At 46.7% G+C, this 20,614-nt stretch carries 20 protein-coding genes and 1 pseudogene; 18 read left to right on the forward strand and 3 right to left on the reverse strand.

The genetic code is table 11. The annotated features are described in order from the left end of the window. Positions 1 to 33: 33 nt before the first annotated feature. The 14 genes and pseudogenes from M3650_RS20200 to M3650_RS20265 all read left to right on the forward strand — a co-directional run bounded on the left by M3650_RS20200 (position 34) and on the right by M3650_RS20265 (position 13,398). On the forward strand, positions 34 to 2,709 hold the full coding sequence (locus M3650_RS20200; RefSeq protein ID WP_251577221.1) for a contractile injection system protein, VgrG/Pvc8 family: 2,676 nt from the start codon (positions 34 to 36) through the stop codon (positions 2,707 to 2,709). A gap of 14 nt (positions 2,710 to 2,723) precedes the next feature. Then, entirely contained in the window at positions 2,724 to 3,236 is a 513-nt protein-coding gene (locus M3650_RS20205; RefSeq protein ID WP_251577223.1) for a DNA polymerase III, read from the forward strand. A 438-nt stretch (positions 3,237 to 3,674) separates the two neighbouring features. Beyond that, the gene (locus M3650_RS20210) at positions 3,675 to 4,913 is read left to right on the forward strand and encodes an ISL3 family transposase (protein ID WP_251577226.1); all 1,239 of its coding nucleotides are present in this window, start codon (positions 3,675 to 3,677) and stop codon (positions 4,911 to 4,913) included. Positions 4,914 to 5,083: 170 nt separating this feature from the next. Then, on the forward strand, positions 5,084 to 5,395 hold the full coding sequence (locus tag M3650_RS20215) for a hypothetical protein (RefSeq protein ID WP_251577228.1): 312 nt from the start codon (positions 5,084 to 5,086) through the stop codon (positions 5,393 to 5,395). 147 nt (positions 5,396 to 5,542) lie between these two features. Then, positions 5,543 to 6,301 (forward strand): hypothetical protein, encoded by a 759-nt coding sequence (locus M3650_RS20220; RefSeq protein WP_251577230.1) that lies wholly within the window; start codon positions 5,543 to 5,545, stop codon positions 6,299 to 6,301. A 237-nt stretch (positions 6,302 to 6,538) separates the two neighbouring features. Further along, positions 6,539 to 7,066 (forward strand): hypothetical protein, encoded by a 528-nt coding sequence (locus M3650_RS20225; RefSeq protein WP_251577232.1) that lies wholly within the window; start codon positions 6,539 to 6,541, stop codon positions 7,064 to 7,066. A 1-nt stretch (position 7,067) separates the two neighbouring features. After that, positions 7,068 to 7,499 carry a hypothetical protein gene (locus M3650_RS20230; protein WP_251577234.1) on the forward strand — a complete coding sequence of 144 codons (432 nt, stop codon included), beginning with the start codon at positions 7,068 to 7,070 and terminating at the stop codon, positions 7,497 to 7,499. Positions 7,500 to 7,701: 202 nt separating this feature from the next. Next, positions 7,702 to 8,256, forward strand: a complete 555-nt coding sequence (locus M3650_RS20235; protein WP_251577236.1) for a hypothetical protein — start codon at positions 7,702 to 7,704, stop codon at positions 8,254 to 8,256. Positions 8,257 to 8,295: 39 nt separating this feature from the next. Then, positions 8,296 to 8,613, forward strand: a complete 318-nt coding sequence (locus tag M3650_RS20240) for a hypothetical protein (protein WP_251577238.1) — start codon at positions 8,296 to 8,298, stop codon at positions 8,611 to 8,613. After that, the gene (locus M3650_RS20245; RefSeq protein ID WP_251577240.1) at positions 8,614 to 9,096 is read left to right on the forward strand and encodes a hypothetical protein; all 483 of its coding nucleotides are present in this window, start codon (positions 8,614 to 8,616) and stop codon (positions 9,094 to 9,096) included. 492 nt (positions 9,097 to 9,588) lie between these two features. Continuing rightward, a complete protein-coding gene (locus tag M3650_RS20250) occupies positions 9,589 to 10,209 on the forward strand; it encodes an immunity protein Imm33 domain-containing protein (protein WP_251577242.1) in 621 nt (206 codons plus the stop codon). A gap of 379 nt (positions 10,210 to 10,588) precedes the next feature. Then, positions 10,589 to 11,886: pseudogene (locus tag M3650_RS20255) on the forward strand (SPFH domain-containing protein). Positions 11,887 to 11,901: 15 nt separating this feature from the next. After that, positions 11,902 to 12,648: a hypothetical protein gene (locus M3650_RS20260; RefSeq protein ID WP_251577244.1), complete on the forward strand. Its 747-nt coding sequence runs from the start codon at positions 11,902 to 11,904 to the stop codon at positions 12,646 to 12,648. Between the two features lie 27 nt (positions 12,649 to 12,675). Next, on the forward strand, positions 12,676 to 13,398 hold the full coding sequence (locus tag M3650_RS20265; protein WP_251577246.1) for a TFIIB-type zinc ribbon-containing protein: 723 nt from the start codon (positions 12,676 to 12,678) through the stop codon (positions 13,396 to 13,398). 65 nt (positions 13,399 to 13,463) lie between these two features. On the opposite strand, the gene M3650_RS20270 is transcribed toward M3650_RS20265, so the two are convergent. From M3650_RS20270 to M3650_RS32040, 3 genes are all read right to left on the reverse strand, one after another. Next, the gene (locus tag M3650_RS20270) at positions 13,464 to 14,912 is read right to left on the reverse strand and encodes an erythromycin esterase family protein (protein ID WP_251577248.1); all 1,449 of its coding nucleotides are present in this window, start codon (positions 14,910 to 14,912) and stop codon (positions 13,464 to 13,466) included. Between the two features lie 136 nt (positions 14,913 to 15,048). Continuing rightward, a complete protein-coding gene (locus tag M3650_RS20275) occupies positions 15,049 to 16,479 on the reverse strand; it encodes an erythromycin esterase family protein (protein WP_251577250.1) in 1,431 nt (476 codons plus the stop codon). Positions 16,480 to 16,543: 64 nt separating this feature from the next. Next, on the reverse strand, positions 16,544 to 16,672 hold the full coding sequence (locus tag M3650_RS32040; RefSeq protein WP_285848569.1) for a hypothetical protein: 129 nt from the start codon (positions 16,670 to 16,672) through the stop codon (positions 16,544 to 16,546). A 528-nt stretch (positions 16,673 to 17,200) separates the two neighbouring features. On the opposite strand from M3650_RS32040, the gene M3650_RS20280 reads away from it, so the two are divergent. The 4 genes from M3650_RS20280 to M3650_RS20295 all read left to right on the forward strand — a co-directional run bounded on the left by M3650_RS20280 (position 17,201) and on the right by M3650_RS20295 (position 20,476). Further along, positions 17,201 to 18,490 carry an NCS2 family permease gene (locus M3650_RS20280; RefSeq protein WP_026010866.1) on the forward strand — a complete coding sequence of 430 codons (1,290 nt, stop codon included), beginning with the start codon at positions 17,201 to 17,203 and terminating at the stop codon, positions 18,488 to 18,490. A 207-nt stretch (positions 18,491 to 18,697) separates the two neighbouring features. Further along, positions 18,698 to 19,006 carry a hypothetical protein gene (locus M3650_RS20285; RefSeq protein WP_251577252.1) on the forward strand — a complete coding sequence of 103 codons (309 nt, stop codon included), beginning with the start codon at positions 18,698 to 18,700 and terminating at the stop codon, positions 19,004 to 19,006. Between the two features lie 262 nt (positions 19,007 to 19,268). Then, complete coding sequence (locus M3650_RS20290; protein ID WP_483311767.1) at positions 19,269 to 20,045, forward strand: DUF2087 domain-containing protein; 777 nt, start codon at positions 19,269 to 19,271, stop codon at positions 20,043 to 20,045. Between the two features lie 44 nt (positions 20,046 to 20,089). After that, on the forward strand, positions 20,090 to 20,476 hold the full coding sequence (locus tag M3650_RS20295; RefSeq protein ID WP_251577256.1) for a GIY-YIG nuclease family protein: 387 nt from the start codon (positions 20,090 to 20,092) through the stop codon (positions 20,474 to 20,476). Positions 20,477 to 20,614 lie beyond the last annotated feature (138 nt).

Below are 20,614 nucleotides of genomic sequence, written 5' to 3' on the forward strand. Positions count from 1 at the left end.
ACTGCTTTACCACCCAAATGAAGGGGGGATTATGTGAGTACAGCAAGCAAGCAGAGCGGGTATGAACACATCCGGCTTGTGTCACCTTACGAAATACAGACCCTCAGCAGCGTTCAAATTGAAAAAAAGGTAAACGAGCATGCGCATCTGCATCTTACGGCAATTATTCCGGAAGAGAAAAAAGATAGATACATAGATATGTCCAGTGGTTCGGACACGATTCAAATTCAAGAGATCGATGAAGGAAATGCGGTCAGAACGTTGTTCCACGGTGTAATCTCTGATATGGCCATTAAATCGGTTAGGGGCATTTACTATTTGGAATTGGAAGGGATATCTCATACCTCCCGTATGGATATCAAGCTGAAATCACGTTCCTTCCAGAATCGTAACATGTTGTACCAGGATCTCGTCCATCATATCCTTTCCGAATACCCAGGGTCCGATTGTATTGATCTTGCCTTTGACAACGCCTCATTAAACCAATTCACCTTGCAGTATCAGGAAACGGATTGGCAGTTTCTCAAACGAATGGCTTCGCGATTCGGAGCGGTCCTCATCCCCGAAGCGGCGGCGGATTCTCCGAAGCTGTGGATAGGCGTACCAGACGGCAAGGCTGATTCCCTGACGAATGCTCATTACAGCGTCATGCGAACGCTAATTGACTGGCACAATAACGACGCTTTGCAGGAAACGGACGTTACAAGCTATTCCATCGAAACCGAACGTTACTACTCCATCGGAGACCGCATTGTATTCAAAGATAAGGAATTAACCGTGATGGAGTCAACAGCACGGTTCAACGAAGGGGCCTTCACCTACGAATACCTTCTGCGGCCGGCAACGGGCATCCGGCAGAATCCGATGACCAATCCCGATATTTGCGGGGCGTCTCTGGAAGGAAAAATCATTGACGTCACGAAAGATAAAGTTCAGGTGCATTTGAACATCGACTCGGCTCAAGCCAAGCAAGAAGCATGCTGGTTCCCGTACTCTTCCGTATACACGGCGGAAGGAAACAGCGGGTTCTACTGCATGCCTCAGATGGGCGATGCAGTGCAGGTGTACTTTCCGAGCCGTCAGGAGGAAGAAGCGGTTGCATTGAATTCCGTCCGCAGAGGCGGACGGGATTCACCCAAGATGGCAAACCCGGGCGTAAAGTATTGGGGAACCAACTTCGGCAAGGAAGTGAAATTCGGAAGCAATGACCTTGTGTTGACGGCCAAAGAGAACCATGTCTTCGTCAAGATGGATGAACATGAGGGCATTGAGATTCACAGTAAACAAGCGATCGTGTTCCATACAGAGAAGGATTTGGAGCTCAAGCTTGACAAGAAACTGGATATTCAAGCGAGAGAGGCTGTGTATCTGCTGTGTGGCGGCAGCAGTATCGTGCTGGACGGGGAGACGGATATCCAAGGGACAAGCCTTCGAATCGAAGGACTGACAAAAGCACCCGTCTATGTGAAGGACTTGGAACCGGAGTCCGGGGAAAATGGGGAAGCTGCGGAGGGGCCGAAGAAGGGCCTCTTGGATAAGTTTCTTGATGGAGTGCAGCTTGCGCTGGATGTTGTCGGGATGATACCGGTCGTAGGAAAGGCAGCCAGTGTGGCGAATGCTGGAATATCGGCTGCCCGCGGCGATTATACACGAGCTGGACTATCATTGGTTGCGAGCGTGCCGTATATGGGATTGGCCGCCACAGGAGGGAAATTGGCGCCGAAGGGCATGCTAGCAACCGGAAGCGGCTTAGCTCAAACGGGAGGGACAGGGCTAAGCACGAACTTCCTAATTGGCAAAGTGCTTACGGCTGCCCGGAAGATGCAGAGTAACCATTCGCAAGAAGAAATGACACAGCGGATAAAGAACCGGATGCGTTATAAAACGATAATCATGTTCAATAGGCAACGGATATATGTACCCCTGAAAAAAGGTGAAGTCGTATATCAGCCTACGGCTCTCGACAAATCGCTTGATGCGGCGAAAGGGGCGTGGGCTGGAGGTACCGAAGCGGTCAAATCGACACTGGATACGGCAAAGGCCGTCCTTAACGACCCAATCGGGGTTACGGCGAATGTAGTAACTGGCACCGCCGCAGAAGCATGGAAATGGGTAAGCAATCCTGAAAAGGCATGGGATGAATTGGTTGCAGAGGCGGAAGCCGATGGTCGAAGAATCCAGAATATGATAGATACCGAAGACTGGAACGGGATAGCCAAAGGTGTAGGCAATTCAATCGTCTCGGGGATAACGGACAAGGGAATCGGCAAGGTAGTTAAACTAAAGAGCGGCAGTGGCGGAAAAGGAAACAGCGGGAAGAACGAGAAGAGTTCAAATAAGGGGACGGGTAAAACTCCTGTTCCTACAAAACCCGGTGGGGGAAGCAATCCCAAAGATTTTGTCAATCCACATTCTGAAAAGCACCTGTATGATCCAAGTAGACCCTCTACCCCTAATAGGTCACAATATGGGAAAGATGTTGATGTAGAGAAATTAAGGCAAGAAACAATGACTAATCCTGATAAGGCATTTTCAAACTGGCCAAATCCTAATAATCCGAATCCAAACCGGATAACCAAGTATTATAAAGAATTTGACGGAAACATCAGTACACCTGATACTTCAACCGGAAGTCACAGAGTTTTTGAACACCTAGATGACCCTACCAGAAGTTCACACTTCCCTTATGTGCCAAGAAATAAAGAATGAGTGGGTGAGAGAAAGTGAGTTTATTGTTGTATCATGCTTATTTACCTGAAAATCACGCACATTTTGTTTCGGAAGAACAAGTCATGCAAGAAGGAATACAATTTTTTACAAAGTCTAATAATCGTTATAGTAACGGTGGTAGAGTAAAATTTGAAAAGACTGAAAGTTTGAGACCTTTTGATATACCTGATTGGGTTAATTTTAAAGAAGCTATAGGTGTTGATATATCTAATCGCTTTTCTAAGTCGTTTTGTTTTCCTGTGTTTACGAATAAAATCCTCGTATTTGATAGTGAGATATCCATTTCTATCTATGACCAAGCGTTCTACGATGATTTCAAGGGTTTTGATGAAGAAGCCTTGAACTTTGACACAGGCGAAAGCATTGAACATTGGATTAAGTTGTATTGGGATAGCATGGTGACACTTCAAGAATACTTGTTAAAAAGACCTTATCCAAAACCAGAGGTATTAGTTTTTGAGTCAATACCTAAAGAGATTATTCGAGTGTGTGAAGAAAAATCGTAAACTGTGGCATATTTGATTTGGTGGGGCTACCCAGTGCCGAATGAACCACTTTACCTCATCATTAGCAACATAACCTTTGTTTTACCTGTATAATATTTTCATGAATTAAGATGTGCGTACAGAATGTCTGGAAAAAGTATCCCTATTTTAGCGTAATAACGTTACATGAAACAGGTCGATTATGGTCAGATACCACCATGATTGACCTGTTTTTGTTATCTTCGTAGATGCTTTTGAAAAAGCAAGAGGTAAAGGTATAGTTGAACCTGAAGGTGAAAGTGGAATAAAGCTATTAAAGGGGAAGGGTATTAAAAAAGGTGATAAATTTATACACATGAAATTAAGGCTCAATCCAAAACATAGTGCTTGAATAATAGAAAAACATCTGAACATTCCGTAAGATGGTTGTGCGACCAATCCAACTGTGAGGAATGACAGATGCACAATCAGTATACCGATTTTTTACTCCGACTGCCAGATGTAAAAACAAAACAAGTCTTGGAAATCAATGAAAGCACCCTCCATATCGAAGTAACTCCCATCGCTGTGAGACAAGCCTGTCCATGTTGCCAATTAACGGAGCACGTCATCCGTAAAGGACAGAATCGGGTTCGCCGAATTCGTCATCTGGGAGTTGGAGGGCAAAGAATCTATCTTCTCGTTCCTGCCATCCGACTGTTCTGCAAGTCCTGTGATTGCGGGTTCGTCTGGAATTATTCCTTTGTTGATCCAGGGAAGCGATATACGAAAGCCTTTGAACAGCAAGCACTTCAGACGGCACGTGTGGCTACGGTCAAACAAAGCGCAGAGCTTCATTTCCTGCCAAACAGCACCCTTCATCACAAGCATGAGCAGTGGCTAGCCATCGAAAGTAAACGCCTGCAAAAGCAAGGATGGAAAGAAGCTGCTTCTATGTCCAAGCTTGTTCTGGGGATTGACGATTTTGCCATTCGAAAAGGACAGACCTACAATACGGGCATTCATAACTTACGCGGCGAAACGCTACTGGACATTTTTCCTGGTCGAAGGCTGGATGAACTGCGGATCTATGCAAAGCAGAGTCCTGCTTTTTTAGCGCTGCGTCCCGTGGCTGTTGTGATGGATTTAGCTCCGTATTACCACACTTGGATTCGAGAATGTTTTCCTGAAGCCATCCGTGTGGCTGACCGTTTTCATGTGCAGCGGTATGTCGTAGAGGCGGTTCAATCAATTCGCAAATCGATCACCCCTACCCTAGCTCCACAAGCGAAAGCACATCTTAAGGCAAAGCATCGCCTTCTGAATCCTCGTGTGGAATCCTTGTCTGTTGAAAAGCAGGAGGAACTACGAGACATACTGGGATATTCCGCTTTGCTGAAGCAAGCTCACGCTTGGAAAGAAAGTTTCAGTCGATGGTACGATTGCTCACCAAATGTACATACCGCCAAGCAATGGCTGCATCACTGGCTCGTTCAGGGCAAACAAATTCAACATCCGGCGATTATGCTTTGTTTGAAAACCATTAAAAATTGGAAAACCGAGATCCTGAATTACCATCGTTGTCGCGGGACGAACGCTGCGGTTGAGGGGCGAAACAACCGAATAAAAGCTTTTCAGCGTAGGCACTATTTTACTCGAAACCGCGAACGTTACGTGCAAGGTCTTCTCGTAGAATGCAACTACGCGCATTATGGTTAAAATTGAATCAAGCACTAACTTTGGGATTGAGCCAAATTTATACACATGAAATTAAAGTGAAGAATAAAGAATACGGAGATTATAGAATATATGGCTATAAGAATGAAAAAGGCGAGGTAGTATTCGATTACTTTGATAAAGGGATGCATTAAAATGGAGGAGGTTATCATATGGAACTAGATAAATGGCTGCTGGAGTATAATGTTAAAAGTATGATTAAAGAGAGCTATAATAAATATATTGAAAATTACAAATTAGAAGCGCCAAAAGATTATGCAGAAGTTTTTGGCAACAAGGATGTCGCTAAAATAGATATGGTTTTTCATAGTGTTTCATATGTAATAAACTATAGGTATATAGAGGAGTACAAATATAAATCAGTCAAAATTAGATTGGAGTATGATGATTCTGGCTTTGCAGAGTATGAAGCCATATACGATTTTAACGGACAAATAGAAGACGATTATTTTAGAATAATATAATAATAATTGATAATTTAAACTGATGATACATTTTATAAAAAGTAGAGGGCTTATTCCAACTTATAACAGAAGGGGGAGTGAGCCTTCTTTTTTATACTAAGACGTAACCCGGGCGTAAAGTATTGGGGAACCAACTTCGGCAAGGAAGTGAAATTCGGAAGCAATGACCTTGTGTTGACGGCCAAAGAGAACCATGTCTTCGTCAAGATGGATGAACATGAGGGCATTGAGATTCACAGTAAACAAGCGATCGTGTTCCATACAGAGAAGGATTTGGAGCTCAAGCTCGACAAGAAACTGGATATTCAAGCGAGAGAGGCTGTGTATCTGCTGTGTGGCAGCAGCAGTATCGTGCTGGACGGGGAGACGGATATCCAAGGGACAAGCCTTCGAATCGAAGGACTGACAAAAGCACCCGTCTATGTGAAGGACTTGGAACCGGAGTCCGGGGAAAATGGGGAAGCTGCGGAGGGGCCGAAGAAGGGCCTCTTGGATAAGTTTCTTGATGGAGTGCAGCTTGCGCTGGATGTTGTCGGGATGATACCGGTCGTAGGAAAGGCAGCCAGTGTGGCGAATGCTGGAATATCGGCTGCCCGCGGCGATTATACACGAGCTGGACTATCATTGGTTGCGAGCGTGCCGTATATGGGATTGGCCGCCACAGGAGGGAAATTGGCGCCGAAGGGCATGCTAGCAACCGGAAGCGGCTTAGCTCAAACGGGAGGGACAGGGCTAAGCACGAACTTCCTAATTGGCAAAGTGCTTACGGCTGCCCGGAAGATGCAGAGTAACCATTCGCAAGAAGAAATGACACAGCGGATAAAGAACCGGATGCGTTATAAAACGATAATCATGTTCAATAGGCAACGGATATATGTACCCCTGAAAAAAGGTGAAGTCGTATAGCAGCCTACGGCTCTCGACAAATCGCTTGATGCGGCGAAAGGGGCGTGGGCTGGAGGTACCGAAGCGGTCAAATCGACACTGGATACGGCAAAGGCCGTCCTTAACGACCCAATCGGGGTTACGGCGAATGTAGTAACTGGCACCGCCGCAGAAGCATGGAAATGGGTAAGCAATCCTGAAAAGGCATGGGATGAATTGGTTGCAGAGGCGGAAGCCGATGGTCGAAGAATCCAGAATATGATAGATACCGAAGACTGGAACGGGATAGCCAAAGGTGTAGGCAATTCAATCGTTTCGGGGATAACGGACAAGGGAATCGGCAAGGTAGTTAAACTAAAGAGCGGCAGTGGCGGAAAAGGAAACAGCGGGAAGAACGAGAAGAGTTCGAATAAGGGGACGGGAAAAGCTGTATTTGAGAACGGTCGGGCGTCAATTGATACATTCAAGTCAAATCCTAAGGTTTTCAGCGGTAAGTCAGCTGAAGAAGTTGCAAAGATGCTAGAAGACGCAGGATACGAAGTCACGGTTCAGGCTTCTAAAAAATCAAGATCAGGTGCAAAAATCATTAAGATTCAAAATACTGAAAGTAGTAAAAATATAACTCAAGTACAGGTTTCACCTGGCGGAGGAAGGCACGGGGATAGTCCGTACGTTAAAATAAGCACAAGTGATCAGGGAATTATTAAGATTGTTGATGGTTCTGAGAGTGTGTACAAAACAGATGGTGTAGAAACTGCAACTGTTATTTTTACAGGGAGGGATTAGATTGATTGATAAGAGTTCACCAATTGTACCGTGGGTGGGACTTGGAGGGATTAGACTTTATAGTCATATTAGTCAGTTCTATGATTTAATTAATAAGATGGATGAAAAGTCTTCGCTATTAGTGAAGTTTTTAGTGAGATATGAAATTAAAGATTCTGTGGACTTGTGGTTCAATTTGATGAATGGAAAGCTCTTTAAAATAACAGCAACTAAAGATTATAAAGGATTATTATTTGATAAAATTCATATTGGAATGCATATTGACGAGGTGCTGCAAATAGAGCCAAGCTTTGAATATGATGAATTTGAAGAAGTCTATGTTAGTCCAAAAGGAATATTTATTGAGACTGATCCTGTTGAGCATACAGTGTTGTGGATATCTGTTTATGTTAAAGAATTGGACAATGAAGATTTTGAAAGAGGAAATTGGTAAATAAAAATATCGGGTTTGCATCGTAGCAACAAGATCGTACAATACAACCAATTAACCAGACACTTTTGACCAACTTGATAAACCTAGAAGGCTTATTCCACTTGAAATATGAGTAGGAGTAAGCCTTTTTTGCTCAAAATGTACTGTCCAAGCCATTAGAGAATGGTTCTAAATACGAGCAGGCACAAACTCGCAAGAAGAAATGACTCAGCGGATAAAGAACCGGATGCGTTATAAAACGATAACCATGTTCAATGGACAACAGATATATGTACCCCTGAAAAAAGGTGAAGTCGTATATCAGCCTACGGCCCTCGACAAATCGCTTGATGCGGCGAAAGGGGTATGGGCTGGAGGTACCGAAGCGGTCAAATCGACACTGGATACGGCAAAGACCGTCCTTAACGACCCAATTGGAGTCACAACGAATGTGATAACTGACACCGCTGCAGAAGCATGGAAATGGGTAAGCAATCCTGAAAAGGCATGGGATGAACTGGTTGCAGAGGCAGAAGCCGATGGTCGAAGAATCCAGAATATGATAGATACCGAAGACTGGAACGGGATAGCCAAAGGTGTAGGCAATTCAATCGTCTCGGGTATAACGGACAAGGGAATCGGCAAGGTAGTTAAATTAAAGAGCGGCAGTGGCGGAAAAGGGAACAGCGGGAAGAACGAGAAGAGTTCGAATAAGGGGACGGGTAAATCTAAAAAAAACTTTGTTGATATGATGGAATCTGCAGAAGCGGCTAGATAAAAAGCATACTGGAAACAAGGTGCTGGTTCAATTCAAAAAGTGAAAGAGAATGGGAAATTTGTATATAAAGTAATGGAAGGAAAACAAATCAATACAAGGCAACGATTATACACTGTTCCTGGTGAGAGAAGCATCATGGATGTAAAAATTAATGAAAAGACTGGTGAAATATATATGAGAGAAACAATATTTGACAAGTGTGGACGAAGGATGGGCAATAATGATTTTACAGACCATGGAAGGCCAGATATTCCAACACATACAAATCCTCATTATCATGCAAACCCAGCTACAGACCCAGCTCAACATGGAAAAGGCATCCCAGGATTGCATCCAGAGACTCCAAGGAGGTATTAAATGACTATAGGGAACTATTTATATATAGCCTGTGTAAGTGGATACTATTCTAAATCAGATTGGCAGGGGTGGGCTGATAGACAAATATTAGAGAAAAACGAGGTTGAAGATTGGATATATAAAGTTTCGTTAGCCAAAGATATAGAAGAACTGAGTTCGGCGGTAAGTTATAAAAAGCTCGAAGAATGCTATTATGAAGAGAACAAATCTTCACCAAGTGATGCAATAGTTGGCTATTACTATATCCAATTTCTAGAGAATAAAATAAGTCTACGTGATTTAATTGATATATTAAGTGACGAAGATGATATATCAACGGCATCATCAATAAATGAGTATGAGGATTTTTACAGTATACTAAATGAAATAAATTCAAATGAGTGCTTATTAGCAGAAATTTCATTTACTAAAAAAATTAACGATTTATTTGAACCGTTTAGGCAAATTGCAGAAAGTCAGAAGAAACAATTAGAGTTATACTAGAGGGTCTGTCAACGATTTTGTGTAAACTCGATTTACAATCCTAGCGCCATACACAAAACAACTTAACAAATACCTAATGAATCTTCAAAAGCTTATTCCAACTTGAATTATGAGTAGGGATGAGCTTTTTTGCATACCAAAATTAAAGGAGGAAGAAAGACAATGACAAAACAGGTCAAGGCAATAGAAGGAAGGGCAGGCCAAATCGCTCACTCAGGCACAAGCGGAGTATGAAGCCACTCAAGAACAGATTTGAATGTACTACCAGCAAGCAAGAGGTAAAGGCCTGGACAAACCCCTAACAGATAAAAAAGTTAGAGGGGGAATGAACGAGGGTAGAACTCGTCTACAGATCAGTGGTGATGGTCAGGCCCTAACTTCACCAGTAAATTGAAAATTAAAGGGCTCATGAGATATTTGTAGAATAAATTCTAATGCAATTACATACTTAACTCAGAATTAACCTTTATGCGGCTAAAAGGAGATATTACCATGATTGTGAGGTCAAAAAGGATAGGCACGCGGACATTTCATGTCACATGCAAAGAGGAATTAGCCGTGGCAGCGGATTCGCTCCTGCAAATATTTGAGGAGTTGGAGCAGGAGGAAGGGCATTTAAAAGACGGTGCGAACATTCAGGTGGGATGGACCATTCTTCATCTGTCCCAGCGTGGTGAAGATGTTGCCGTTATGGCGCCTGCGTATGACAAAAATCCATTCGTGGATAAAACCGACGACCTGACTGCCTCGTTGTTTGTGCAATTGCAGCAGAACTACTGTCTGCAAAGGCTGCGGCTTGAAGGGGAAGCGGCAGTATTCCAGGACAAAATCATTGCTGCCAAAGGTGTAATGGATGCAGAACGCGTATATCTCGAACGGACTCAAAATGGCGGGGATGGAGATTCAGGCTGGTATATTGGGCCGGTTGATGGAGCAGTCAAAGATGAAGACTTAGAGGCGTATTATATTTATCAGCTTCTACACCTTCGGCCGTCGCTTCTGCAAGTCCTGGCGCTGCCCCGGGGGTATATGGCCGTGTACGACGGCGATGAGATTGAAGCGGTTCTGGACGCTGAAGATGTTAATGTGTGGCCAAGATCAGCTGAAGCTTAGTTATTTGGTGCATGAAACGTGTAAAGGCTTATTCCTTCTTTTCATCCGCGAGGGGGGGTAAGTCTTTTTTTATATGATTTCTATTAGAAAACTGTAACTTATCTGTATGAAAACGAGCAGGGGTTTGATGTATTATCATAGTATTGGAAAAAAATGAAGATAGTTGTTTTGAACTATTTTTATGTTTTCCAGTATTAGGATGGGCCCCGATGCGGCTGTCATTTATAATAGGAACGGGCGCCGCAATGCAAGAGATTAGGAATGCGGGCGCATCGCGGATGCTTTTTGCTTCCTTCTTCGTAGTATAAAAGTAATGGATGAACTTATAGAGGGGCGTGTTGCTCCATAATAAATCTTTATGGCGGAGGTATAGTCGGGCATGGCAATCATTAATGTTATCAAATATGACGGATCACCTGATGTGTTCGCGTGGAAATATCCGAATCATGAGCTCGGAACGTGGACGCAGCTTATTGTTAATGAATCGCAGGAAGCGATTTTATATAAAGGCGGGCAGGCGCTCGATCGGTATACAGCCGGCAGACATACGTTAAGTACGGCCAATATTCCGATTCTCAATCATATCGTCAATTTGCCTTTTGGCGGGGACTCACCCTTTACGGCGGAGGTATGGTATGTCAACAAGCTTCATTCTCTCAATATTAAGTGGGGACGCGCGCACCCCTTCAGCTGCAGGACCCGAAATATCAACTATTTGTAAAGGTGCGTTCTTTCGGCCAATTCGGGATTCAAGTCGATGACGCCCGCAAATTTCTTGGCAAGCTCGTCGGAACGCTGCCGCAGTTCAATCAAGAGACGCTCACAGAATATTTCCGCGGTGTGTTGATGATGAACATTCACGAGCTTATTTCTTCCTATTTCGTACATCGAAAAATTAGCATCTTGGAAATCAATGCATACATATCTGACATTTCAAAGCATATCCAAGAACGGGTGGCGCCTGCATTCGAGGAGTACGGCATTCGCCTGCTTAATTTCTACGTTGATTCCGTCAATACGCCGGAGGATGACCCGGCCACGATACGTCTGCGGGAAGCGCTCGCGAAGAGGGCGGAGATGGATATCATCGGGTTCACCTACCAACAAGAGCGCACGTTCGATACGCTCGGGCAGGCGGCGAAGAATGAGGGCGGCACCCAATCGGATCTGATGGGGGCGGGCATTGGGCTCAGCATGGGATACAGCGTCGGCGGCGCTATCGGAGGCACAATGTCGCGGCTGGCCGATGGGCTTCAGGTCGATGCCTACGATAAGGTCTGTTCCAAGTGTCACCGGAAAAACCAGCAGGATGCCTCTTTCTGCACGGGGTGCGGCACATCACTCGCAGCATCGGGAGGGACAGGGCGGCCAGCGGAGGTGAAGTGCCAAGCGTGCGATGAATGGATGCCGCGCCACACCAAGTTCTGCCCGAATTGCGGTGATCCATATAATCCGTGCCCGCAATGCGGTGCCGACAATCAGCCGGAGCAGACCCATTGCGTGGAATGTGGGCAAGCCATGCCTGTCCCGTGCCGCCATTGCGGCGAAGCGGTGCCGGACAAGGTCAAGTTCTGTCCGCATTGCGGCCGCGAAACGGCGTTGACGTGCAGCCAATGCAACCTCGAAGTGCAGCCGGGGCAAAAATTTTGCGTGGAATGCGGCAACAAGCTCACGTAGAAGGGAGGGTCCACGTTGAAACAAGACACGCAGTACAATTGGATAACGACGGCCATTTTTCTGACGATATTAACCGTCACGGTTGCTTTGTTTTTCACTTTTAGTGAAATAGATACCCGCGACCTGTCCTGGTGGTTGTCGCTAGGTTCACTCGTATTGGCGGAATTGCTTAGCTACATGTTTTCCTTCAAGCTGCTTAAGGGCGGACACGAGTTCAAAGCTGCCGTTCCGGCGTATTTGTCCCTAGGCACCGTGTTGTTTTTCTATGATTTGGCCGTACTGATACATATTGTTTTATTTTGGATCATTTTAGACGTATCTGCGCAAGCGTATCTCTGGATTCATTTACTTACATTTGCCGTGGCGCTCGTCATTGCCTTGTTGTTGGGTCTGGCAAAAGTGTTCGTTCGCCGCCAGGAAGAAGATGAGCGGATGCGTCTGCAGTCGATGAAGCAGCTGCAGCTAGTCGTGCATGCCGCACGGCTGGAGCTGGAAGGCTGGCAGCATGCAGAACGTGAGACGCTGCTGGATCTGCTCCGCAAGCTGGAGGAGCAGGTCAAATATAGCGATCCGATATCCCTTCCTGCCATGGTGCTGGAGGAGGCGCAGCTGATGGAGAAAGCCGACCGGCTGGAAGCTAGCGTGCGCTCGGCCGTGCGGGAGCGGCATACGCTTTATTCTGCCGAGGAATTGCGCGGCATGATTCAAGATTTATCGAATGCGATCCGGCTCCGCAACGAGCAATTGGCTATTTTGAAATAGAGTTAGGTAGAGAGGAGGAGAATCGACATGCGGGCACGTCTTGGTGCTATATTGAAAGGAATCGGCGGAATACTGCTATTCATCCAAGTGCTGATGATCTTATCTTTAATCATAAACTGGTCATCATTTGATGGCGCATATAAGATGGAGACATTTCTATTATCCGTGTTTGCAGCAAGCGTTCCCGGAGTATTGTTGTTCAAGGTTGGGGAGAACATGAAGAAAAAAGCGGATGCAATCAGAGCAATGCGTCAGCAGGGGATCGTCGTGCGGCGAAAAATATTCAGTCTCGGCAATCTGCTGCGCGTATTCGGCGGGATATTCCTGTTCTTGTTCAGCATGGTAGTCCTGTTGATAACAATAAATTGGTCTACGCAGAAAGATAAACTGGAGTTATTCCTATTATTTTTTGTCCTGTTCTTTACTCCCGGCGCGTTGATGTATTGGGCAGGCACGAAGCTTAACAAAAAAGCGGATGAACAAAATGCGATGCAGCAAGCGGCATCTATGGAATTCATGCACAATCCGCTTCAATCGGATATGGAGGAAGATGAGGATTGGGATGAATACAAGCGGAAAGAAGACCCGGGGCAGTCAGCACGCTACGCTGCCACAGAGGCTGCCGCAAGCGTTTCACCGCCTCAGCTTCCGAAAATGATTACGTGTCCAAGCTGTGGCGCCCAGAGCAGTGTGCCGCCGCGCTCGACCATTTCTTGCGAGTATTGCGGTTCTACGATTTCTTATTTATAAATGGAACAAGGCTGCACGCTCAAGCAGAACGCCTGCTTGATGGTGCAGCCTTTTAATAGTACGGATTATTTCAAATAATCCGGTGAATGGACCTTATCGATAAGGAGCATGCCGTCGAATTGCTCCAACGGGATGCTGCTGACCGGCATGACCCCGTCGTAATACGAAATATTCGGCTGCGTCATCCAAGTGTTCCCTGGAACGCGTAGTTGATAGCGCATGTCGACGAAGGTATACGGATGGCCTGCGCTCTTCATCACTTCTTCCACGGAATGCGCCATTGGAGGCAGCACATCGGAGAATCCTCCGGCGACGTGCGCGTTTGTGCCTCCGCCCATGAACAGGCCAATGACGTAGCTCTCGTCCTTCAACTTCGTGCTCTGCATCAGCTCGCCCATATGGCGGCGCGGGAGCGAGTTCATCTCTTTGGAATAGGCCTTGGCGATATGGCCATTATGCGCCCATACGATAATCTTCTCGTTCGGATAGACGTTCGTGGCCAGCCAGATCAGATTGTCTGCCATCATGCGATCACGGTACTCCGAAGAACGGATAATGGTCATGTAATCAGCCGATTTCCCATTCAGGAACGAGGTAGAGGGAATCGAAATTTCCATATATTGATCGACCACTTCAATCCGATTGTCCAAAGCCCGTTCCGTTAGCTTCACAATGTGCGGATTGTCCGGATATTGGCTGCGCAACGCTTCCGCGCGCTTCGGCAAGAGCTGGCGCACCTGCTTGTACACGTCCAGCAGCTTCGGCTTCGCTTGGCGGTAAGCGTCGACATCTTCGGACTGCTGCCACTTGTCCAACTCTAACTCTGCTTCTTGGAAGCGCTTGGCAAGCTTCTCATCGCCCATCCACTCTCCGGAGATGAGCTGCCCTTGCGGCTGCATGTCGAAGCCGGCAAGCGCCAACGGCGTGTTCGTCTTCTGCGTATCCTTTATATATTGGAACAATGGCACATTCTCCTGCACCCGCCAGATGCGGAAAATGGAATCCTTCATCGTGGCGATCGGCTCTCTCGTCGTTATGTTGCCGTAGGCCGACGCGGCGTTGCCCAAGTTCGTCTCGAACGCAACCACATTGAAGCCTAGCTCCTGGTGCAGGTATTGAATCAGACGGGTTTTGGCTGAGTTGTATTCGGCGGCACCGTGCGAGCTTTCGCCCAAGTACACGATGCGCTTATCCTGCAGCAGTGGCTTCAAGGCTTCCAAGTCTGTGAACCGTTCCGCGGGCACAACCGTGTCCTTCGTCGTCTCCGGCTGAATAGAGTCGAGAGCAATAGTGTTCTGCTGCATCCATTCCTTCCACTCCTGACGCGCTTCCGTGCTTGTGCGTGCCCGTTCGGGCGAGGTTGCCGCCAGTGTCGTGCCGGCTGCCGCTCCCTCTCTCGATGCCTCTTGTCCGTGCGCCGATGTTCCGAATGACAGCAGGGTGCCGAACGCCATGACCGACGCGAGGAACAAGGACGTTCCCCGGCGTTTCCAATCCTTTTTATATGAATTCAATGATGAAACCTCCCCATATGTGTTGAAGTTGTTCAGAGAGACTCGCTCGAATTGAGAAAACCTGTGCTTCTCGGTGTCGAAAAAGGCCTTTTGAACATGTGCTTTTAGTATAAGATTCTATATGTCATGCTTGTCCCTATTTAAGGAATGTCGGCGACTTCACGTTGTCGATGTACAGGATGCCGTCATACTGCTCGCGCGGCACGAATACTTCCGGCAGCAAGCCGAAGTAGAGCGCGGAACGCGGCTCGGCCATCCATGAGTTGCCTGGGGTGATGTCGTGGTATCGCATATCCACGAATGTGTACGGACGATTCGCGGCTTTCATAATCGATTCCATCGAATCTATCGGAAGCGGCTGCACTTCCATCGACTCGCCTAAGTTATCTGCGTTCGTTCCGCTGCCCATGTACAATCCAATCGTATAGCTGTAAGGGCCGAACATCGTCTCCTGCATGATTTCACCCATGAAGCGGCCTGAAACGGGCAGGAACGATTGCTTCATTTTTGATTCTGCCTTGCTGATATGCGCGTTGTGGCCCCAGACGACGATTCGCTCCATTGGATAGATTTCCGTTGCCAGCCAGAGGAGGTTGTCCGCCATCGCTTGGTCGCGCCACTCCATCATCTTCGTCATTGCGGCATAATCCCCGGTCTTAACTGCTTGGTTCGCTGTGATGCTGAGTTCAATGTATTCGTCCACGATGCGGATACGGTCGTCCAGCATCCGGTTCGCCATGGCAATAAAATGGGGGTTGTCCGGGTACAGCTTCGCAAGCTGCGCCTCGCGTTCGGCGACCTTCGCCTTGACATCCTTGTACACCTCAAGCATTTCAGGCTTTACTATCTTATAAGATGCCATATCTTCCTCGCTCATCCACTTCCACAGCGACTTTTCTGTTTCGATATAACGATTCTCGAGATCCTCGTCGCCCATCCATTCGCCAGCCAGGATCGGTCCCATCGGCTGCATGTCGATGCCTGCCAATTGCACTGGCTTCTCCGTCGCTTGCGTGTCCTTTATGTATTGAAACAACGGCAGCGTCTCTTCCGTCCACCATTGCGGGAAAATCGACTTCTTCAACGACTCTTCCGGCGTCTTCGTCTTCACGTTGCCGAATGCGGATGCCGCATTCCCGAGTGGAGATTCGAAGGCTACGACATTGAACCCCATTTCTTCGTGCAAAAATTGAATGAGCCGCGCCTTAGCCGAGCTGAATTCGGCGACGCCATGCGAGCTTTCTCCTAAGTAAACGATGGGTTTGTCCAGCAGCAGCGGCTTCAGCATATCCAAATCGGCGAAGCTATCTTTCTGTATTTGTCCGTCTTTCATCTCCACAGGTTGAATCGTATCAAGGGCGTACGCATTCTCGCGAATCCAATTCTCCCATTGCTGTCTGAAATCTATGGATGTCGTGCCGCTTACGGAAGCTGCCGAGGTCTTATTTTCATGTGCAGCTTCCCCATATACAGCTGGTCCCCATGACAGCACGGCGCCCAATGAAATAACGGATGCCAGCATCACTTGAACCGTGCGTCGTTTCCAAATTGCGAATGATGAATTCAATGTAACATCTCTCCCTGAAGTTTATAATTTTTATAAAATAATGAAATATTTAGATAATATCTCGTTATTGAATCATGTTCTTAACAACCAAGACTGCCAGCAGTCCTAGTCCGAAAGCGAGCGCCGTCTGCAGTGCCATCTTCGCTGTTTTGTTCATCAACATCCAACCTTTCGTCGTTCTCGATGAATCCATCATAACCCGGTTAAGCCCTGTACGTCCTTATATTTTCTATGAGTGGAGCAATACGGAGGCTGAATGGAGCACCTAGACGGATGAATATGTCCGAATAAAGGGTAGAAATAATGCAGTATAGAGGTGACAAGGGCGAGAAAGGCATGAATGAGCTTCTGCTTTGCAAAGGAATACTATAAGAGGTTGCTCAAAATGGACTCTTTTGATCATGAAGATGTTCGGGTACCTTCTCGAGATCGAATCTTGCATTCCCTCTTGAAGAGCTTACGATTCCGATGCAGTTTTCTTGCGGAACTTGTACTTCTCGGTGCTTTCTGAATATGCAATATTGTTCGCATAATCGACACGAATATCTTCAAAATTGCATTTCCCGGGTAATTAATTGACCTAAAAACGAATAAATCGACAATATCATTGACAAAAAATCGGCTTTCGACTAGGATACGTAAGGTGACTTTCGCCGAGGCGGAACGACCAATTTTCTGCCATATGCAATGAATATGGTGTGAAAGGGGCAGCATGATTGTCATGGAAAAATGGTTTAAGTTGAAGGAGAACGGTACGAATGCGCGTACCGAGGTCACGGCGGGCATTACGACGTTCCTGACCATGGTATATATTGTCGTCGTCAATCCCGCGATTTTGTCGAGCGCCGGCGTTCCGTTCCAGCAAGTGTTCACGGCTACGGTTATCTCGGCCATTATCGGTACGTTATATATGGCACTATTTGCGAATCACCCGATTGCCGTCGCTCCTGGTATGGGCATGAACGCTTATTTTGCGTCAGTCGTCGCTTCTCAGGGCGTGAGCTATCAAGTCGTGTTCGGCACAGTGTTCTTGGCAGGGGTTATCTTCTTGCTGCTGACGTTCACCAAGCTGCGCGAGACATTGATTGAATCGATTCCGGTATCGCTCAAGTTCGGGATTACAGCAGGTATCGGCTTGTTTATCGCCTTTATCGGGCTCAAATCATCCGGCATCGTCGTAGCGAATGAATCAACGATGGTCGCGTTCGGTGATTTACAGCAGCCGATCACGGCGCTGACCTTGGCAGGCTTGTTCATTACATTGATACTAATGGCTCGTAAAGTGCACGGCGCTTTATTTATCGGCATGGCTGCAACAGCGGTTATCGGTTATTTCATGGGCATGATGGAGTTCAAAGGCTTCGTGTCATTGCCTGCGGCTCCGGTATTATTTGATTTGGATATTGCGGGCGTATTTACGCACGGATTGTATACAGTTGTATTCGCGTTCTTGCTCGTAACGATCTTCGATACGACAGGGACCATGATCGGCGTAGCCGAGCAAGCAGGTCTGATGAAGGGCAATACGTTCCCGCGCGCGAAGCAGGCGTTGATGGCTGACGCACTCGCGACGACGGCCGGATCATTAATGGGCACGACGCCGTCAAGCGCTTATGTGGAATCCACTGCGGGCGTGGCTGCGGGGGGACGGACAGGACTGACCTCTGCTGTCGTAGCAGGGTTGTTCTTCTTGTCGCTATTTTTCTCGCCGATTATTGAAGGCATATCGTCGCTGCCAGCTATTACGGCTCCGGTGCTCATTATCGTCGGCTGCTTCATGATGGACGGCTTAGCGCGGATTCAATGGAAGCAATTCGATGAAGCATTCCCGGCGTTCGCCATCCTGATCAGTATGCCGCTCACTTCCAGTATCGCGACAGGCATTGCGATTGGCTTCATTACATACCCGTTGATGAAGCTGTTCAGCGGCAAAGGCAAGGAAGTTCACCCCATTCTTTATGTGTTCGGCGTCATCTTCGCCATTCAAATGGTGTTCTTCCCGGCACATTGATGCGCTGATGGGACTATCAGGTATAGACAACATAGGAATTGGATGCATGAGCCCTAAGGTTGAGCCTTAGGGCTTTTTTCCATGCCATTGTTGCTTCCTGATCATTTACGTGCCTATGAATGTCCTATGAATGCGATCCATACGATCATCGGATAATAAAACTCAGGAATACCTCTAAAAGTAAGAAGAAAAGGGAAAAAATATAGCATGATTCGATTAAACCTGCTCGGTATCGGCAACATGAACTCGCTCTTCAACTGGTTGCTTGATCTGAACCCGATCGTCATGTCTCTGCGTTACTTGTCCGGCCTTCATGGCTTTAATGAAGTTAGCAGACAAGTTCCAATCGGACTACCAGTTCGTGAAAAACCGCAAAGTCGGCTTTGCGATCGGCTTGTGTTGCTTTGTGTTTACGGCGTTCGCCTGCATCATGGGCATGTTCCCGAAGGGGTTTGGATTTCGCTTTTTTATTCAATTTATAAAGGAATAATTATCCAATCAGTCGAAGTATACTAATTACAATCATAGAGGTTGTTCAAAAAGCTCTCTTTTGATCACGTAATTATACTATCCGTAGGAGCACCGTTATGAATAACTCAATACTGAGTGTCTCAAGCTTCGCGTACAAACATATAAATTAGAAGCTCGTTGGAGCATACAAAACGCATGCGATCGCTTTAGGGCGGGGCGTGTGTTTTTTGCATTCAGGATAAGTGGGGTTGCATAATAATAAACAATAAAATATAATGTTTATATATTAACCAAACAATAAGGGTGAATGTTTATGAATAAATCGACATCGGATCTATTTTGGAACGCATCGATCGATGGATTGAAGAAGGGGTATATGTATGATGCGCAAGCTGAAGAGTACGTGTGTCTCGTCTGCGGAGAACGGTTTACGAATGGTATCGTTTATCAACACGAGAACGTGTTGTATGAAGCGAAAAAATATACAGAGCTGCACATTGCGGAGCAGCATACGTCCATGCTCCATTATTTGCTCACGCTGGATAAGAAGCTGACCGGACTTACCGATCTGCAAAAGGAGCTGTTGTTCCATTTCCATGAGGGCCGGAGCGACAACGAGATTTTGAAGCTGCTGGGCGGGGGCAGCGCTTCCACGATTCGGAATCACCGGTTCACGCTGCGCGAGAAGATGAAGCAGGCGAAGCTGTTCCTGGCGTTGATGGAGCTGGCCGAATCAAAATCAGACCAGCGGCCGAAGTTCGTGCATGCGCACCGGACGGCCACGATGGTCGACGAGCGATATGCGGTGACGGAGGAGGAGCGGGCAAAAATTTTGCATCAGTACTTCACGGAAGGATTGGATGGGCCGATTTCCGAATTTCCGAAGAAGGAGAAGCGCAAGATCGTCATTTTGACTCACTTGATGCAGCGGTTCGATGCGCAGAAGCGGTATACGGAGAAGGAAGTGAATGAAATCCTGAAGACGGCACATGACGACGATTACGTCACACTGCGCCGGTATTTGATCGAGTACGGCTTCATGGATCGTCTTCCCGATGGCAGCGCGTATTGGGTGATGAAGTAAACGCGTTGAAGTTAGTGTAATAGATATGAAAGAGGTGCAATACAATGAAACCAGAAGAGAGAAAGCAGGCGGGTAATTTGTACGCCCATTCCCATCGGCTGATGGGAGTATACGGCCTGAAGCATAAACAAAGCGGAAAATGGTTCATAGCAAGTGCCATGGATGTGGAAGGAAAGCGGAACGGACTCTACTTTATGTTAAATATGGGCGACCATATCAATAAGAGACTGAGTGAAGACTGGAGGCGCGATGGAGAGGATGCCTTCGAGTTCCATATTTTAGAAGAATTGAAGCCGGAAGAAGAGTATGTCGCTAACGACGAGGATCGGAAGAAATATGTGTCACGGCTGAAAAAGTTAGAAGAACAGTGGTTGAATAAATTGCAGCCGTACGAAGAGAACGGATATCATAATAGACCGGCCGATAAATGACATGCTTCTTTACGGGCCGCAGCAACCGCAGTGCGGCCGCTGCGGCTGTTTGTGCGTTAGGCCGCCACTTTAAAGGACACTCAATTACACGCTATGATAAAAAAGATTGAATGCCAAACTTTGGGATGGGTTTTCATC

It is taken from the genome of Paenibacillus sp. MER TA 81-3 (genome assembly GCF_023713585.1).
GTDB classification, from domain to species: domain Bacteria; phylum Bacillota; class Bacilli; order Paenibacillales; family Paenibacillaceae; genus Paenibacillus_B; species Paenibacillus_B profundus.

Bases quoted from the DNA above. Each gene is read 5' to 3' on its own strand.
- M3650_RS20210 (WP_251577226.1), top strand. From the start codon at position 3,675: ATGCACAATCAGTATACCGATTTTTTACTCCGACTGCCAGATGTAAAA.
- M3650_RS20215 (WP_251577228.1), top strand. From the start codon at position 5,084: ATGGAACTAGATAAATGGCTGCTGGAGTATAATGTTAAAAGTATGATT.
- M3650_RS20225 (WP_251577232.1), top strand. From the start codon at position 6,539: ATGATAGATACCGAAGACTGGAACGGGATAGCCAAAGGTGTAGGCAAT.
- M3650_RS20235 (WP_251577236.1), top strand. From the start codon at position 7,702: ATGACTCAGCGGATAAAGAACCGGATGCGTTATAAAACGATAACCATG.
- M3650_RS20245 (WP_251577240.1), top strand. From the start codon at position 8,614: ATGACTATAGGGAACTATTTATATATAGCCTGTGTAAGTGGATACTAT.
- M3650_RS20250 (WP_251577242.1), top strand. From the start codon at position 9,589: ATGATTGTGAGGTCAAAAAGGATAGGCACGCGGACATTTCATGTCACA.
- M3650_RS20265 (WP_251577246.1), top strand. From the start codon at position 12,676: ATGCGGGCACGTCTTGGTGCTATATTGAAAGGAATCGGCGGAATACTG.
- M3650_RS32040 (WP_285848569.1), bottom strand. From the start codon at position 16,672: ATGGATTCATCGAGAACGACGAAAGGTTGGATGTTGATGAACAAAACA.
- M3650_RS20280 (WP_026010866.1), top strand. From the start codon at position 17,201: ATGGAAAAATGGTTTAAGTTGAAGGAGAACGGTACGAATGCGCGTACC.
- M3650_RS20285 (WP_251577252.1), top strand. From the start codon at position 18,698: ATGATTCGATTAAACCTGCTCGGTATCGGCAACATGAACTCGCTCTTC.
- M3650_RS20290 (WP_483311767.1), top strand. From the start codon at position 19,269: ATGTTTATGAATAAATCGACATCGGATCTATTTTGGAACGCATCGATC.
- M3650_RS20295 (WP_251577256.1), top strand. From the start codon at position 20,090: ATGAAACCAGAAGAGAGAAAGCAGGCGGGTAATTTGTACGCCCATTCC.